Below are 14,037 nucleotides of genomic sequence, written 5' to 3'. Positions count from 1 at the left end.
TTGATCAGTCGATCAGGTTGTTATGCCAAGTGACGCAATCAAACAAAAGCTGATTCCAGACTCTATGAATTCGCCGTCTTGGCCAAGCCAGGACAGCAACCTTTTATGCCTGATGACCATAGCGAGGTGGTCCCACTCCTTCCCATCCCGAACAGGACAGTGAAACGCCTCAGCGCCGATGATAGTGCGGGTTCCCGTGTGAAAGTAGGTCATCGTCAGGCTCTTACAGCCCTCAAAAAGCCCGACCACCAAACACGGTCGGGCTTTTTGTTTTTTAACGCACGCCTCACACCTCGCCACGCGCGCCTTGACTCACCTGCGGATTAGCGGATTACTCGTGAGCGTCCGGCCGTTCCACCTTGACTCGCGTCGGAGCCCGATCCTCAAGAGTCGGTCGCGGATCCAGCGATGGCAACGCATTCCACGAGGTTGAGTGCGGCCATGAGCAGGTATTTCTCGGCCTCGGTGCGTACGCGCAGCAAGTCGTGGTCGCCGAGGTATCCGTAGACGAACGCGAGCAGGTTGCGCTCGAGATGCTCGTCGCAGAATTGCTGGACGACCTGTTCTGCCAGATCGTCCGGCAATCCTTCATTGAAGCGGGCGCGGGCCGTCAAGCGCTGCATGCACGTCTCCTGCATCGCCTCCGTGACCATCGGCCACGCATGATCGCTGCGCTTCATCGCCTGGAACGTCACCAGCAGGATGTGCAGCGGCACCTCCAGTTGCACCATGCCCACGCCCATGCGATGCAGCGCAAGGATCGAGGCGAGCATGTTGGGCTGCTGAGCGAAGATCTCGTCGGCCAGGCGCACCTTCTGAGCCTGGTTCATGCCATTGACGTCGATGGCCGCCTGGCCCAGCACAGCCTGGGTGATCACGCCCATGGTCGTCAGCTCGGCCGCCAGCGATGCGGCAGCAATTCATCGAGTCGGTGGCTCGGGTGCGAGTGGATGCGCGCCAGCATGTCGCGCAGGTACGCCCGCGGATCCAGGCCGTTGAGCTTGGCTGACTGAACCAGGCTCATCACGACCGGCGCGTTGGCTGGCCAGTTCGCTGCCCGCGAACAGCCAGTTCTTCGCGCCGAGCTTCCACGGTCTGATCTGGCGCTCGACCAGGTTGTTGTCCACCGCCACGGCGCCGTCGTGTCCTGGAACAGGGCCCGTTGCTGGGCCGTCATGGCCTCGGTCTTGGTGCCGAACTTCCAGCGCTTGAGACGGGCGAGCTCGAAGTTGACCTTCTCCAGCTTGGCGTGCGCCCGCGCGATCTCGCGGGCCTGGGTCTGCACCTGCTGGCGCAGCCGCGAGATCAGCGCGCCCGCCGCCGGCGGAAGCTGCGCGATGTCGATGAGGGAAGCAGCGGTGTCGCCGAGCATGCCCAGCATGTTGCACGAGTCGGCGCGCGCAGCGCATTGGCAGATGCGATGTCAACGCCAGCGCCAGCGCCGGGTTGCCAGCGCGCTCATGATCGGCTGATGACGCTGAGTTCGCCCAGACGCTGCCACGGCAGGCCAACAGTGAGGGCTTCGAACTGCTGTGCGGTCAGCCGTAGCGCTGCAGGCGCTGGGGCGTCCCCTGGCGGATGCTGCAGCCAAGTGAATCGTCCTGCGTGCAGGCACCAAACACCGAAGCCGTCGTGCACGAGCAGCTTGATGCGCGTGGCCCTCAGGTTCGCGAAGAGGTAGCCATGGTGCGCACGGGCCGAGCCGACGATGTTGAGCAACCGGTCGCCGCCGGCGCGCATGTCCTGCGGCTGGGTGTACAGCCACAGGGTGTCGATGCGGATCAACGGGCAGGCTCCTCAGGCGGCACATAGCGCGTCGGCCAGGGCGCGCAGTTGCGCGCCGTACAGCGCGCCTGCGCTGGCAGCGCATTGGAGCTTCATGTGCAGGCCACCGCGCTGAAGTTCGATGCGGATGTCGGGCGTGGGTGCCGGGGCGGTGATCACGGGCTCAGACCGCGGCAACTCGACAGGCACGAACTGCAGCGTCGGCGCGATGCCACTGGCCGCAGGCGCCGCGGCGCCGATGCGCTTGAGGCCGCGACCCGCGAGCCACTTGCGCACGACGTTGGTGTTCAGGCCATGCGCGATGGCCACGCCAGAGACTGAAGCGCCGGGCTGCCGGCACTCGGCCAGGATCCGCGCCTTGGGCTCGGCACTGTGGACTCGGCGACTGGAAGTATTGGGATGCATAGGCGTCCGCCAAAAATAGGTGGACGCCATCCTCGGAAGGCACGGCGTCGGGCGCAAGGTGGGATCGCTGGACGATCACGATTACTCCGCAGAGCCCCAGAGCCCCAGAGCCCCAGAGCCCCAGAGCCGACGCACGCCAGTCATGTTCAAAGCGTTGCGCCCGGTCGCAGTTGCCGTCTAAGGATCTTGCCCACATTCGTCTTCGGCAGGCTCTCCCTGAACTCGATGTGCTTCGGCCGCTTGTAGCCCGTCAGCTGTTCATGACAGTAGCGCATGACAGCTTCCTCGGTGAGCGCCGGGTCCTTACGCCGCACAACAAAGACCTTGATCGCTTCGCCCTGCTTCTCGTCGGGAATGCCGATCGCCGCGCACTCAACCACGCCGGGGCACAAAGAAATGACGTTCTCGAGCTCGTTGGGAAATACGTTGAATCCACTCACGAGGATCATGTCCTTCTTGCGGTCCACGATCCGGCTGTACCCGTTCCAGTCCATGATGGCGATGTCACCGGTGCGCATGAAACCGTCGGCGGTGAAGGCATTGGCGGTTTCCGCGGGCTGGTTGTAGTAGCCGACCATCACGTTGGGTCCCTTGATGCATAGTTCGCCTGCCTCGCCCGGCGGCAGCGAACGCCCTTCGTCGTCTTTGATCGCGATCTCGATGCCAGGCAAGGGCAGCCCGATGGTCCCCGTGAAGGCTGTGTTGCTGACCGGATTGTTGGTCCCGATCGCGCAGGTTTCGCTCATGCCCCAGCCTTCGATCATCGGACAGCCCGTCGCCTCGAACCACTGCCGTGCGGTTCCTTCGGAGGCTGCCATGCCCCCGGCTTGAGAGACGAAAAGATTCGAGAAGTCGACTGTCTTGAACTCGGGGTGCATCAACAACGCGTTGAAGAGCGTATTGACGGCTGGAAGCATGTGGAACGGGCGCTTCTTGAGCACCGCGATGAACTTGTCGAGGTCGCGTGGGTTCGGGACCAGTGTGAGATGCGACCCCTGCCGAATCGCCAACAGGCACAGCGTCAGCGCGAAGATGTGATACAGCGGCAGCGCCGCGATGCTGTTGACCTTGGCCAGATCGCCTGCACGCGCCAACGCCGGCGTGAACCAGGCCTCGGCCTGCAAGGTCGCCGCGACGATGTTGCGATGCGTCAGTACCGCCCCTTTCGACAAACCAGTCGTCCCGCCCGTGTATTGCAGGAATGCAATCGAATCCAGTGTGCTCGGATCGGGCGCCAGCGCGCGACCTTTGCCCTCCGCGATCACCTTGGTGAACGGCGTCACGGTGCGCCCCCTGTCTAGGGGAAGCTTGTACGGCGGCACCATTTTCGCGAGATGCCGCACCGCCAATGTGATCCAGGTGCCATAGAGCCCACCCAACAGGTCGCCCATCGACGCGATCACGACATGTTTGATCGGGGTCTGTTCGATCACTTGCTCCAGCGTGGCAGCGAAGTTTTCGAGGATGACGATGGCTGTTGCACCGGAGTCCTTCAACTGATGCTCCAGCTCACGCGCCGTGTACAGCGGGTTGACGTTGACGCAGGTATAGCCCGCGCGCAGCACCCCCGCCATCGTGACCGCGAACTGCGGCACATTGGGCAGCATGATGGCCACGCGCGTCCCAGGCTCAAGGTTGCGCGATTGCAGCCAGGCACCCAGCGCCTTGGAAAGCTCGTCCAGTTCCGCGTAGCTCATCCACCGCTCCATGCACACCGAAAACATCCGGCTCGCGTAGTGCTGGAACGACTCTTCGAACATATGCCCGAGGGATCGGTATTGCTCGGGATGCACCTCATGCGGAACGCCGGGTGGATAGCTCTTCAGGACGTTGGCTTGCATACGATCTCCTTTGGCGCGGATTGTCAAAGCGGGCTCGGACGCCTTACAGCGGGCTTGTCCTAGGGTGGTGCCGATCGCTGTCGCGCATGCGATAGTTGGCCGCATGGTTGCCATTGTTCAGCAATGTATCGTGATGGCTTGGCTGCTGGCCGCATCTGCCTGGTTCGTCAACTGGTGGCCGCAGGCGCCGGCCGTCGCCGTTGGCGGCTTGTTGATATTGAGCACGGCCCACGCCGGCGTCCTGGGCGTCGAGTTCATCGCCACACGCCGTGTCAGCCGCTCCGATTCCGTGGCGCGCGCAAGTGCGTTCGAGTGCGGCAGGGCGTGGATCGCCGAGAGCTGGATCGCTGCGCGCGTCTTCTGCTGGCAGCAGCCATTCCGCTCACGCGCTTTTCCCGATCACTTGCCGCAGGCCAACGGCCGGCGGGGGGTGATTTTTGTGCATGGTTTCCTGTGCAACCGGGCATTCTGGAACCCGTGGCTGGAAGAACTGCGAGCGAGGGATCATGCCTTCGTTGCGGTGAACCTCGAGCCAATCTGGGCTTCGATAGACCATTACGTGCAAACCATCGAGAGTGCCGTGCAACGCGTGACCGCGCAGACTGGAAGGGCGCCGGTCCTGATCTGCCACAGCATGGGCGGATTGGCCGCCCGCGCCTGGCTTCGCTCCTCCGATCCCTCGCGGGTCCATCGCATCGTGACCATCGGCACACCACATCACGGTACCTGGTTGGCACGCTTCAGCCACACCGCCAACGGCCGCCAGATGCGCATCGGGAGCAACTGGATGCGACAGGCGGAGCGCGACGGCGTGCCGGCCGGCCTCTTCACCTGCTGGTACTCGAACTGCGACAACATCACTTTCCCCGTCTCTACCGCCACGTTGCCAGGCGCAGACAACCGGCTCGCATCCGGGCGAGGCCATGTGGAAATGGCATTCATGCCCAGCTTGCGCCACCAGACCCTCGACCTGCTCGAGAGCTGAGAGGCTGCGCACAAGGGCAACCGCCGCACTTCGCGCCATTGGGCGCGCCTGCGCAGGCTGCTCGAGCTTTGATGTGCAGCTCCCTCAGAGCGAGAGCGAGGCTTCGCCCGGCAGCAGCGCGCCGGGCTCGATGTCCGCTTGCGTGCCCAACGCCTGGTACAGCGGCGTGAAGTCCGGCGCCGTGAGATCGAACAGCTGCGCGAAGCTGTCGATCACGAAGTAGTTCGCCTGGTAGGTGTCGATCTTGTAGCGCGTCCGCATCGCGCGCAGCAGGTCCAGTGGCAGCCGCAGCGGCTCCGCGCTGCGAACGGCGTGCTGCAGTTCCCCGACCGAACTCAGGATGCCCGCCCCATAGGCACGGACCCCTTCGGCCTGCCGGATCAGCCCGAACTCGACCGTGTACCAGTAGAGCCGCGCCAGCTTTTCGCCCGCGCCGAGTTCGTGGGCCTTGATCCCTCCCTGCCCGTAGCGCTGCACGTAGTCGGCGAAGGTCGGGTCAAAGAGCATCGGTACATGGCCGAAGAGATCGTGGAACACGTCGGGCTCGACGATGTAATCGAACTCTTCCGGTTTGCGGATCCAGTCCGTGACGGGAAACTTGCGATTCGCCAGCAGCGTGAAAAACGGCAGCTCCGGGATCAACCCCGGCACCGCCACGATCTCCCAGCGCGTCGCTTTGTAGAGCCGCTCGTTGATCTCGTCGAAGCGCGGAATGCGGTCCTTGACGCCCAGCAGCGGCAGCGAGGCAATGAACGCATCGCAGGCCAGCCCGGCCAGCTGTGCGGCCTGGCGTTCATAGAGGCGCCGGTAGGTGTCGTGGTCGGCCGCCGTATAGCTGGCCCAGTCCTGTGGACAGGTGTAGTCGGACAGGACCGCGCCCCCGCGAGAATAGTCACCGCGGGGCGGCCTGTCGGACTGGCCATACACGGCGGGCATGACGGGACCGATGGGCGTCTCCATGAAGTGGCTCCGATCAGAAGTGTCGACGAGGGCTGGCAATTACTTCGTGGCGCCGAGCACCCCGCGGCGCATCTGGTCCAACTCGATGCTCTCGAACAGGGCCTTGAAGTTGCCGTTGCCGAAGCCATCGTCGCCCTTGCGCTGGATGAACTCGAAGAAGATCGGGCCCAACTGGTTCTCGCTGAAGATCTGCAGCAGCAGTGCATCCTTCTTGCCATCGATGAGGATCTTGCGCTTGCGCAGTTCTTCGACGCTCTCACCGTGGCCGGGGATGCGCTTGTCCACCAGTTCGTAGTAGGTGTCGATCGTGTCCAGCAGCTTGACGCCGTTGGCACGCAGCCCGTCCACCGTCTTGTAGAGGTCGTCCGAGCCCATCGCGATGTGCTGGATGCCCTCTCCGCGGTAGAGGTCCAGGTACTCCTGGATCTGCCCAGGTTGCTCCTTGCCCTCCTCGTTGATCGGAATACGGATCTTCCCGCAGGGGCTGGTCATGGCCTTGCTCTTCACGCCGGTGACCTGACCTTCGATGTCGAAGTACTTGATCTCGCGGAAGTTGAACAGGCGCTCGTAAAAGTCCGCCCACTCGTTCATGCGGCCGCGGTGTACGTTGTGCGTCAGATGGTCGATGTACGTCAGGCCATGGCCCGCAGGCGCCAGCGCCTGTTCGGCGCTCAGGCCGGGCAGGGCCTCGAAATCGACGTCGTAGAAGCCTATGTTGCCGATGTCGCCGGGCTGGGCGCCGTTTTTGCCGCGCCAGCGGTCCACCAGGTAGATCAGGCTGTCGCCAATGCCCTTGATCGCCGGAATGTTCAGCTCGCCAGGCCCCGCCTTGTCGGCGAAGCCCCATGCGCCCAACGAGGTAGCGCGCTCGTAGGCTGCCTTGGCGTCATTCACGCGGAAGGCGATGGCGCAGACGCTGGGCCCGTGTTGACGCGCAAAGCGCTGCGCGAAGGAATCCGGCTCCGCGTTGACGATGAAGTTGATCGTGCCTTGGCGATACAGAAGCACGTTCTTGTGGCGGTGCTTGGCCACGGCCCTGAAGCCCATGCGCTCGAATACCTGGCCCATCGCGGCCGGATCGGGAGCGGCGTACTCGATGAATTCGAAGCCGTCGGTGCCCATGGGGTTCTCCCAAGGCGCGAATGCGGGGGCGTCGGCGGTGCTCATGCGGGTCTCCAGGTGAAGGAAAGGTGAAATTCAGTGTCGCGCGGCGTCGATGCAGCCGCGTATGGAACTGTAAGAGCGCGGTGAGTCACGATTTCAGCGTAATCACGCCCAAAAATCGGAGGAAACGCAGAAAAAATGCAAAAATGATGTTATGACTGCATTGGACAAGCTAGATAAGCAGATTCTGCGCAAGTTGCAGGAGGACGGCCGAGCAACCTACGATCATCTTGCGGAAGAGGTCAGTCTGTCTCCCAGCGCCGTGCTGCGGCGCGTCAAGCGGCTCGAGGAAAGCGGCGTCATCGACCGCTACGTCGCGCTGGTGAAGCCCGAGGCCGTGGGACTGGGCCTCACCGCCTACCTCAATGTGCGCCTCGAGAAGAACACTGAAACTCACAAGCGCAATCCGATGGACCTGTTCCGCGCGAGCGTGCAGACCTGGCCCGAGGTGGTGGAATGTGCCGCCCTGACGGGCGAGATGGATTACCTGTTGCGCGTGGTGGTCGCCGACATGTCCCACTACAGCCGCTTCATCATGGACACCTTGCTCAAGCACCCCAGCGTGGAGGACTGCAAGACCAGCTTCGTGCTGGACCGGGTAAAGGCGACGACGGCCGTCCCTGTCTAGTCACAAATAAAGTAACGATGTAAGCATTTTTATCATTTAGATTTGCACTAAAGTATTACGCATGAGTCCTTACGGGCTTGTTGGTTTAGGGATAACCCTTATATTGACCGCATGCACACCGCCAAGGCACTCCTCCTCGCATCTCTGGGCCTCGGTTCATTCTTGAAGGCGCCGATCGTGGAAGCGCAACCGCGCGCCGCCGCGCCCGCCCCCGTCATGGTGCCGATCCGCTCGATTGGCCCGCGCGAGCGAGAGCGCATCGCGCAGCATCTGCTGGCCCTGAATTCCCACGATCGATACCTGCGCTTCGGCTACGCCGCGTCCGACGAGCAGGTGCGGCGCTATGTCGACGGCCTGGACTTCGACCGCGACGAGCTCTTCGGCATCTACAACCGCCGCCTCGACCTGATCGCAATGGCCCACCTGGCCTTCGCTCCCGACGACCAGCACAACGACTGCGCGGAGTTCGGCGTTTCCGTCGCCGAGCACGCCCGCAACCGCGGCTACGGCGCCCGCCTGTTCGAGCGCGCGGTCGTGGTCGCCCGCAACGAGGGCGTGCGCATGCTGTTCATCCACGCGCTCAGCGAGAACGCCGCGATGCTCAAGATCGCCCGCAACGCCGGCGCCACGGTGGTGCGCGGCGGCGCCGAGTCCGAGGCGCACCTCGAATTGCCGCACGCCACCTTCGACAGCCGCATGAGCGAGATCGCGCTGGAGCACTACGCCCAGGTCGACTACCAGCTCAAAGCCCGCGCCAAGCAGTTCTGGGCCTTCCTGGCCACGCTGCAGGAAATCCGCAGCGGCGTGCGCGCCGCGCGCGACCAGTCTTCGCCTTGACCTTCCTGAACCTGGAGCCCCCGGCCGGTCGACGGCCGGCCTCCTGCGGCGGGGACGCATTCCGTTATCCTTGTACTTCCCCAACTTCGCCCTCCCGCAGTGGCCGACCCTCACCCTGAACGCGCACCCGTCGAGCGCGAAGACAAGCGCAGTCTTCTGCAGAAACTTGCCGAGTTTCTCCATCCCGGGCCGGATTCGCGCGACGAATTGATCGAAACCCTCGCCGATGCCGAGGACAACGACGTGATCGGCGCCGAGTCCCGCGTCATGCTCGAAGGTGTTCTGCGCATGGCCGACATGACGGCCGGCGACGTGATGGTGGCCGCGCCGCGAATGGACCTGGTCAACATCGACGCACCCTACGAGTCGCTGCTGAACCTGGTGATCGACACCGCGCACTCGCGCTTCCCGGTCTACGAAGGCGACAAGGAAAACATCATCGGCATCCTGCTGGCGAAGGACCTGCTCAAGCTGCAGCGCTCGCCGGACCTCAACATCCGCGCCCTGCTGCGTCCGGCCACCTTCGTGCCCGAGAGCAAGGGCCTGAACGACCTGCTGCGTGAGTTCCGCGGCAACCGCAACCACCTCGCGATCGTGATCGACGAGTTCGGTCGCGTGGCCGGCCTCATCACCATCGAGGACGTGCTGGAGCAGATCGTCGGCGAGATCGAGGACGAGTTCGACATCGCCGAGGACGAGGGCGACATCTTCGGGCTGGCCGACCACACCTACCGCGTCTCCGGCGACACGCCGATCGAGCGCGTCGCAGAGGCCTTCGGCATCGTCTTCGACGAGCAGATGCTCAGCGAGGATTTCGACACCATCGGCGGCCTGATCGCGCACGAGATGGGCCACGTGCCCAAGCGGGGTGAGCACTACGCGCTGGGCGCCTTCGACTTCGTCGTGCTCCACACCAAGGGCGGCGCGGTGCGCTGGTTCAAGGTCTCGCCGGCACGCGGCGACGACGCGTCCGATTGAAGACGCTGGCGCGCGCACTGGGTTTCGGCATCGCGGGCCTGGCTCAGGCCGCGTCCATCGCAGTTCCCTGGAACGGCCAGCCGCTCTGGTGGCTGCAGCTGATTTCGCTGTCAGCGCTGGTCTGGCAACTCGATGCGCTGCGGGAACGCAGCGAACCGAAGCCCGCATGGCGCAGCGCTGCGCTGTATGCCTGGCTGTTCTCGACCACCTGGCTGTGCGGCACCTTCTGGTGGCTCTTCGTCTCCATGCACACCTACGGCGGACTCGCGGCCCCGCTGGCAGCATTTGCAGTGCTGGCCCTGTCGGCCGCTCTGTCGCTGTACTACGCGGCGGCGGCGGCCTTCTATGTCGCCTTCGCGCCGCGGCATCGGGCCGGCGCCGTGCTGCTGTTCGCCGCCGGCTGGACCCTGGCAGAGTTGCTGCGCAACAGCTGGTTCACTGGCTTTCCCTGGGGCGCCGGCGGCTACGCGCATGTGGAGGGACCGCTGGTGGCCTACGTGCCGTGGCTGGGCGTGTATGGCGTGGGCGCGGTCGCCGCCGCCGTCGCGGCATTGGCTGCGTCGGCCCTGAGCCGCAGCGGTCCGCGGGCCGTTCCGCTCGGACTGGCGTTGGTCTTGTTGGCCGTGCCGGCGCTCATCGGCAAGCTGCGCAGCGCCGGCGATGACCCCGCGCTTTCACGCGGCCGCCTCGAGGTCGCACTGCTGCAAGGCAACATCCCCCAAGACGAGAAGTTCATTCCCAGCGGTGGCATCGCCACCGCGCTGAAGTGGTATGGCGAGCAACTGCAGCGCGCCACCGCGCCATTGGTGATCACGCCGGAAACCGCGCTGCCCCTGCTGCCGACCCAGTTGCCGCCCGGCTACCTCGAGGCCATTGCCGCTCGCTATGCAAGCGGGACGCAGACGGCGGTGGTCGGCCTGCCGCTGGGCGACGGCCGCGACTACACCAATACCGTACTGGGCTTCGGCCCCGGGCGGAGCAGGCCCTACCGCTACGACAAGCACCATTTGGTCCCTTTCGGCGAATTCGTGCCCGGGCTGTTCCGCTGGTTTACGGAGATGATGAACATCCCGCTGGGCGACTTCGCCAGTGGCGGCTTGGCGCAGCCGCCGCTGGCCTGGCAGGGCCAGCGGATCTCGCCCAACATCTGCTACGAGGATTTGTTCGGCGACGAGATCGGCGCCAACTTCCGCGACGAGGCGCAGGCTCCCACGATCCTGCTCAACGTCAGCAACATCGCCTGGTTCGGCGACACAGTCGCCATCGATCAGCACCTGGCCATCTCGCGCATGCGGGCGCTGGAATTCCAGCGGCCCATGGTGCGTGCCACCAACACCGGCGCCACGGCGGTCATCGACCACCGCGGCCGCGTCACGCATGCGCTGCCGCGGCTCACTCGCGGCGTCCTGGTGGCGCCCGTCGAAGGCCGGGGCGGCCTCACGCCCTATGCGTTCTGGGTCTCCCGCTTCGGGCTCTGGCCGCTGTGGGGGCTGACGCTGGCGATCGTCGCGTTCGCCGCGGCTGTGCCCTTTGTCATGCGGCGACGGGCCAATCGCGCAGCTTCCCCGGGTTGAGCAGTCCCTGGGGGTCGAAGCGTCGCTTGAGTTCGATCACCTCCGGCGGCAGCGGACCGCCGGCCTTTCCGTCTTCCACGATGTTGACGTGCGGGTTGTTGATGTGCACGCCATGCTCGCAATGCAGGCGGATGATTTCGGCGAGCCGCTCCTCCGTGGTGAAGCGCACCAGCTGCAATCCGCTGCAGGTCATCAGGCCAGCCGCGTTGCGCAGGAATTCGAGGTGCATCATGACTTCGCCCGCGAAGCGCTTCTCCATCGCGATCACCTGCTCCACGTGCTGCCCCGGCGTGAAGCCGCTTTGCAGGTAGGTCAGATTCTTGGCCACCTTGAGCGCATGCAGCGTCGTGTGGTTCCAGGTGAATTCCACCAGTGTGCGGTTGCTTTTCTGCACTTCAATCGCGGTCTTGCGGTAGCTCCTGCGGCCGCCGTGCGCGGCGACCAGCTCCAGCATCGGTGCCTCGGAGGACTCGGCCACCAGTGAGAGCACCGCGTGGCAGCCGCGCGGCAGGTATTGCGCCAACTGCGCCAGGTGGTCCGGTACCGGGCTGCCGAAGAAGGCGACCTCGCGCTTCATGATGCCCGGCGCATGTGCCAGCGCGTCGGCGAAGCGCAGCGCTGGCTCGAAGTCATCGAAGACCACCAGGCTCTCGAGCCAGGGATGGGCGGGCGCGAGCGCCACTTCGAGTTCCAGCACCAACCCGTTGGTGCCCCACAGGTGGTGCATGCGCAGGGCCTCTTCGCCGCGCAGATCGAACACCTGCGGCTCGGCCTCGATCGTCATGGCACGCAGCCCGAGCACGTTGCCGGTGGCGCCGAGCGGCCCGTGGTTGATCGAGCCCACGCCGCTGAAGCCGCCGCCGAAGAGTCCGCCCAGGGTGGCGCTGCGGTAGGTGGAGGGCACGCAGCGCAGCTCCTGGCCCGTGGGCCGCGTGTACTTCTCCAGCTCGCCGAGCCGGAAGCGGAGGCGGGGGCGTTCATCGGAGGATCAGTCCTATGAGAGTTCGCTCGCATGCCACGAGCCCAGTGCGACCTTGGTGAGCCACGCCATCAACACGAAGAGTGCGACGCCGGTCAGCGAGATCAGCAGCAGGGCCGCGAACATGCGCGGGATGTTGAGCTGGAAGCCCGATTGCAGGATCTGGTAGGCCAGCCCCGCGCCGGTGCCGCCCGTGCCAGCCACGAACTCGGCCACCACCGCGCCGATCAGCGCCAGGCCGCTCGAGATGCGCAGGCCACAGAAGAAGTAGGGCAGGGCACTCGAATACCACCTTCCAGTCATGCAGCACCTGCATCAGAAGCTCTTCGTAGAGCTCCTCCTTGCCGGCGATGTAGTAGTGCAGCTGCGGCTTGGTCAGGCCGGCGCGCGCCGCAATCGCCTGGGTCGACGTGCTCTTGAGGCCATGCAGGCTGAATTCGGTGATGGCCGCGGAGCGGATGGCGGCCATGATGCGCTCGCGGCCGGGGCGGGCGCGCGACAGCGGGCCGTCCGGGGCCGGCATCTGCCGGGCCTCGGGCGCAGCGGGAAAGGTGGGCTTGGTCATTCGGGCGGGCGCCGGGGCAGCGGCCCGGCGATGGTAGCGCTTCGTTCGTACACGCCCGTTGCGGCGGCATCGACGCATGCGAAGGAAGCATTGCAAACTTGCGACGGCAATCCCTGCTTCCGGTATCGTCCCTGCGCTTCGTGAAATTCTTCACGCAACAGGAGCTTCTCATGTACTTCGCCCCCCGCTTCCGTGCCTTCGCGGCCACCGTGGCGCTGACCGCGGCTGCAGCCATCGCCCATTCACAGCAGGCCCTCCCCAACGTCGTGATCCTTGCGACCGGCGGCACCATCGCCGGTGCCGGCGCATCGGCCGCCAACAGCGCGACCTACGCCGCCGCCAAGGTGCCAGTGGACAAGCTCATCGCCGGCCTGCCCGAGATCTCCAAGGTCGCCAATGTGCGGGGCGAGCAGGTGTTCCAGATCGCCTCCGAGAGTTTCACCAACGACAACCTGATGGTGCTGGGCAAGCGGGTCTCGGCGCTGGCCAAGCAGGCCGATGTGGACGGCATCGTGATCACGCACGGCACCGACACGCTGGAGGAGACGGCCTATTTCCTGAACCTGACGGTGCGCACCGCCAAGCCCATCGTCGTGGTCGGCTCGATGCGCCCGGGGACCGCGCTGTCGGCCGACGGGGCGCTCAACCTGTACGACGCGGTCAACGTCGCCGCCAGCAAGGACGCGGCGGGCAAGGGCGTGCTGGTGACCATGAACGACGAGATCCAGAGCGGGCGCGATGTCAGCAAGCAGGTCAACATCAAGACCGAAGCCTTCAAGAGCCAGTGGGGCCCGCTGGGCATGATCGTCGAGGGCAAGAACTACTGGTTCCGCGCGCCGGTCAAGCGCCACACCATGGACTCCGAGTTCAACATCGACGAGATCACCGCCCTGCCCGCGGTGGACATTGCCTACGGCTACGGCAGCGTGCCCACCACCGCGATCGACGCGTTTGCCAGAAGCGGCGTGAAGGCCCTGGTCTACGCCGGCACGGGCAACGGATCGGTGGCCGACCGCGTCGTGCCCGTGCTGCAAAAGCTGCGCGGTGACGGCGTGCAGATCATCCGCAGCTCGCGCGTCTCCGATGGCTTCGTCATTCGCAACGCCGAGCAGCCGGACGACAAGTACGACTGGGTGGTCGCGCACGACCTGAAACCGCAGAAGGCCCGCATCCTGGCCATGGTGGCGCTCACGAAGACCAACGACCCGAAGCAATTGCAGCGCATCTTCTGGGAGTACTAGGCTCACGCCCAGGCGCCCCCACTTCGTGGGTCCGCCAACCCCCTACCGGGGGCGACACCAGCGGCCCGTGAGAGCCGCTTTTGCGGTGCCCCCGA

General features: G+C 65.1%; 12 protein-coding genes, 1 rRNA gene and 4 pseudogenes. 7 read left to right on the top strand and 10 right to left on the bottom strand.

The genetic code is table 11. The features are described from left to right. Window positions 1–108 precede the first annotated feature (108 nt). Window positions 109–221 (top strand): 5S ribosomal RNA (rrf, locus tag ABEA07_RS19725). A gap of 162 nt (window positions 222–383) precedes the next feature. Here rrf and ABEA07_RS19720 read toward each other — a convergent pair. The 5 genes and pseudogenes from ABEA07_RS19720 to ABEA07_RS19700 all read right to left on the bottom strand — a co-directional run bounded on the left by ABEA07_RS19720 (window position 384) and on the right by ABEA07_RS19700 (window position 4,031). Next, window positions 384–884, bottom strand: a complete 501-nt coding sequence (locus tag ABEA07_RS19720; protein WP_345539940.1) for a hypothetical protein — start codon at window positions 882–884, stop codon at window positions 384–386. Between the two features lie 5 nt (window positions 885–889). Further along, a pseudogene (locus ABEA07_RS19715) lies at window positions 890–1,142 on the bottom strand (transposase domain-containing protein); the annotation flags it as partial. A 316-nt stretch (window positions 1,143–1,458) separates the two neighbouring features. Then, on the bottom strand, window positions 1,459–1,785 hold the full coding sequence (tnpB, locus tag ABEA07_RS19710) for an IS66 family insertion sequence element accessory protein TnpB (protein ID WP_345539939.1): 327 nt from the start codon (window positions 1,783–1,785) through the stop codon (window positions 1,459–1,461). 12 nt (window positions 1,786–1,797) lie between these two features. Further along, window positions 1,798–2,190 (bottom strand): transposase, encoded by a 393-nt coding sequence (locus ABEA07_RS19705; protein ID WP_345539938.1) that lies wholly within the window; start codon window positions 2,188–2,190, stop codon window positions 1,798–1,800. Between the two features lie 146 nt (window positions 2,191–2,336). Then, on the bottom strand, window positions 2,337–4,031 hold the full coding sequence (locus ABEA07_RS19700) for an AMP-binding protein (RefSeq protein WP_345539937.1): 1,695 nt from the start codon (window positions 4,029–4,031) through the stop codon (window positions 2,337–2,339). A 103-nt stretch (window positions 4,032–4,134) separates the two neighbouring features. Between ABEA07_RS19700 and ABEA07_RS19695 the strand changes: the two genes are divergently transcribed. Beyond that, window positions 4,135–5,016: an alpha/beta fold hydrolase gene (locus ABEA07_RS19695; RefSeq protein WP_345539936.1), complete on the top strand. Its 882-nt coding sequence runs from the start codon at window positions 4,135–4,137 to the stop codon at window positions 5,014–5,016. Between the two features lie 84 nt (window positions 5,017–5,100). On the opposite strand, the gene phhA is transcribed toward ABEA07_RS19695, so the two are convergent. Both phhA and hppD read right to left on the bottom strand, forming a co-directional pair. Further along, window positions 5,101–5,976 carry a phenylalanine 4-monooxygenase gene (gene phhA, locus ABEA07_RS19690; RefSeq protein WP_345539935.1) on the bottom strand — a complete coding sequence of 292 codons (876 nt, stop codon included), beginning with the start codon at window positions 5,974–5,976 and terminating at the stop codon, window positions 5,101–5,103. Window positions 5,977–6,015: 39 nt separating this feature from the next. Next, window positions 6,016–7,143 (bottom strand): 4-hydroxyphenylpyruvate dioxygenase, encoded by a 1,128-nt coding sequence (gene hppD, locus ABEA07_RS19685; RefSeq protein ID WP_345539934.1) that lies wholly within the window; start codon window positions 7,141–7,143, stop codon window positions 6,016–6,018. Window positions 7,144–7,294: 151 nt separating this feature from the next. Between hppD and ABEA07_RS19680 the strand changes: the two genes are divergently transcribed. From ABEA07_RS19680 to lnt, 4 genes are all read left to right on the top strand, one after another. Continuing rightward, on the top strand, window positions 7,295–7,768 hold the full coding sequence (locus ABEA07_RS19680) for an Lrp/AsnC family transcriptional regulator (protein WP_345539933.1): 474 nt from the start codon (window positions 7,295–7,297) through the stop codon (window positions 7,766–7,768). Window positions 7,769–7,879: 111 nt separating this feature from the next. Beyond that, window positions 7,880–8,605, top strand: coding sequence for a GNAT family N-acetyltransferase (locus ABEA07_RS19675; protein ID WP_345539932.1), 726 nt, complete (start codon window positions 7,880–7,882; stop codon window positions 8,603–8,605). Between the two features lie 99 nt (window positions 8,606–8,704). Next, a complete protein-coding gene (locus ABEA07_RS19670) occupies window positions 8,705–9,583 on the top strand; it encodes a CorC family transporter (RefSeq protein ID WP_345539931.1) in 879 nt (292 codons plus the stop codon). Beyond that, window positions 9,580–11,157: an apolipoprotein N-acyltransferase gene (gene lnt, locus ABEA07_RS19665; protein WP_345539930.1), complete on the top strand. Its 1,578-nt coding sequence runs from the start codon at window positions 9,580–9,582 to the stop codon at window positions 11,155–11,157. The genes ABEA07_RS19670 and lnt overlap by 4 nt, the downstream gene beginning before the upstream one ends. On the opposite strand, the pseudogene ABEA07_RS19660 reads toward lnt, so the two are convergent. From ABEA07_RS19660 to ABEA07_RS19650, 3 pseudogenes are all read right to left on the bottom strand, one after another. After that, window positions 11,117–12,118: pseudogene (locus tag ABEA07_RS19660) on the bottom strand (FAD-binding oxidoreductase); the annotation flags it as partial. The gene lnt and the pseudogene ABEA07_RS19660 sit on opposite strands and share 41 nt — an antisense overlap. Window positions 12,119–12,151: 33 nt before the next feature. Beyond that, a pseudogene (locus tag ABEA07_RS19655) lies at window positions 12,152–12,418 on the bottom strand (ABC transporter permease subunit); the annotation flags it as partial. 1 nt (window position 12,419) lies between these two features. Further along, window positions 12,420–12,659: pseudogene (locus ABEA07_RS19650) on the bottom strand (helix-turn-helix domain-containing protein); the annotation flags it as partial. Window positions 12,660–12,871: 212 nt separating this feature from the next. On the opposite strand from ABEA07_RS19650, the gene ABEA07_RS19645 reads away from it, so the two are divergent. Beyond that, complete coding sequence (locus ABEA07_RS19645; protein ID WP_345539929.1) at window positions 12,872–13,942, top strand: type II asparaginase; 1,071 nt, start codon at window positions 12,872–12,874, stop codon at window positions 13,940–13,942. The last annotated feature ends 95 nt before the right edge of the window (window positions 13,943–14,037 follow it).

Origin of the sequence: Variovorax defluvii (assembly GCF_039541515.1) — a bacterium.
Lineage (GTDB): Bacteria > Pseudomonadota > Gammaproteobacteria > Burkholderiales > Burkholderiaceae_C > Variovorax > Variovorax defluvii.
Note: the sequence above shows the minus strand (reverse complement) of the source record. Positions and strands in the feature narration are given on the sequence as shown.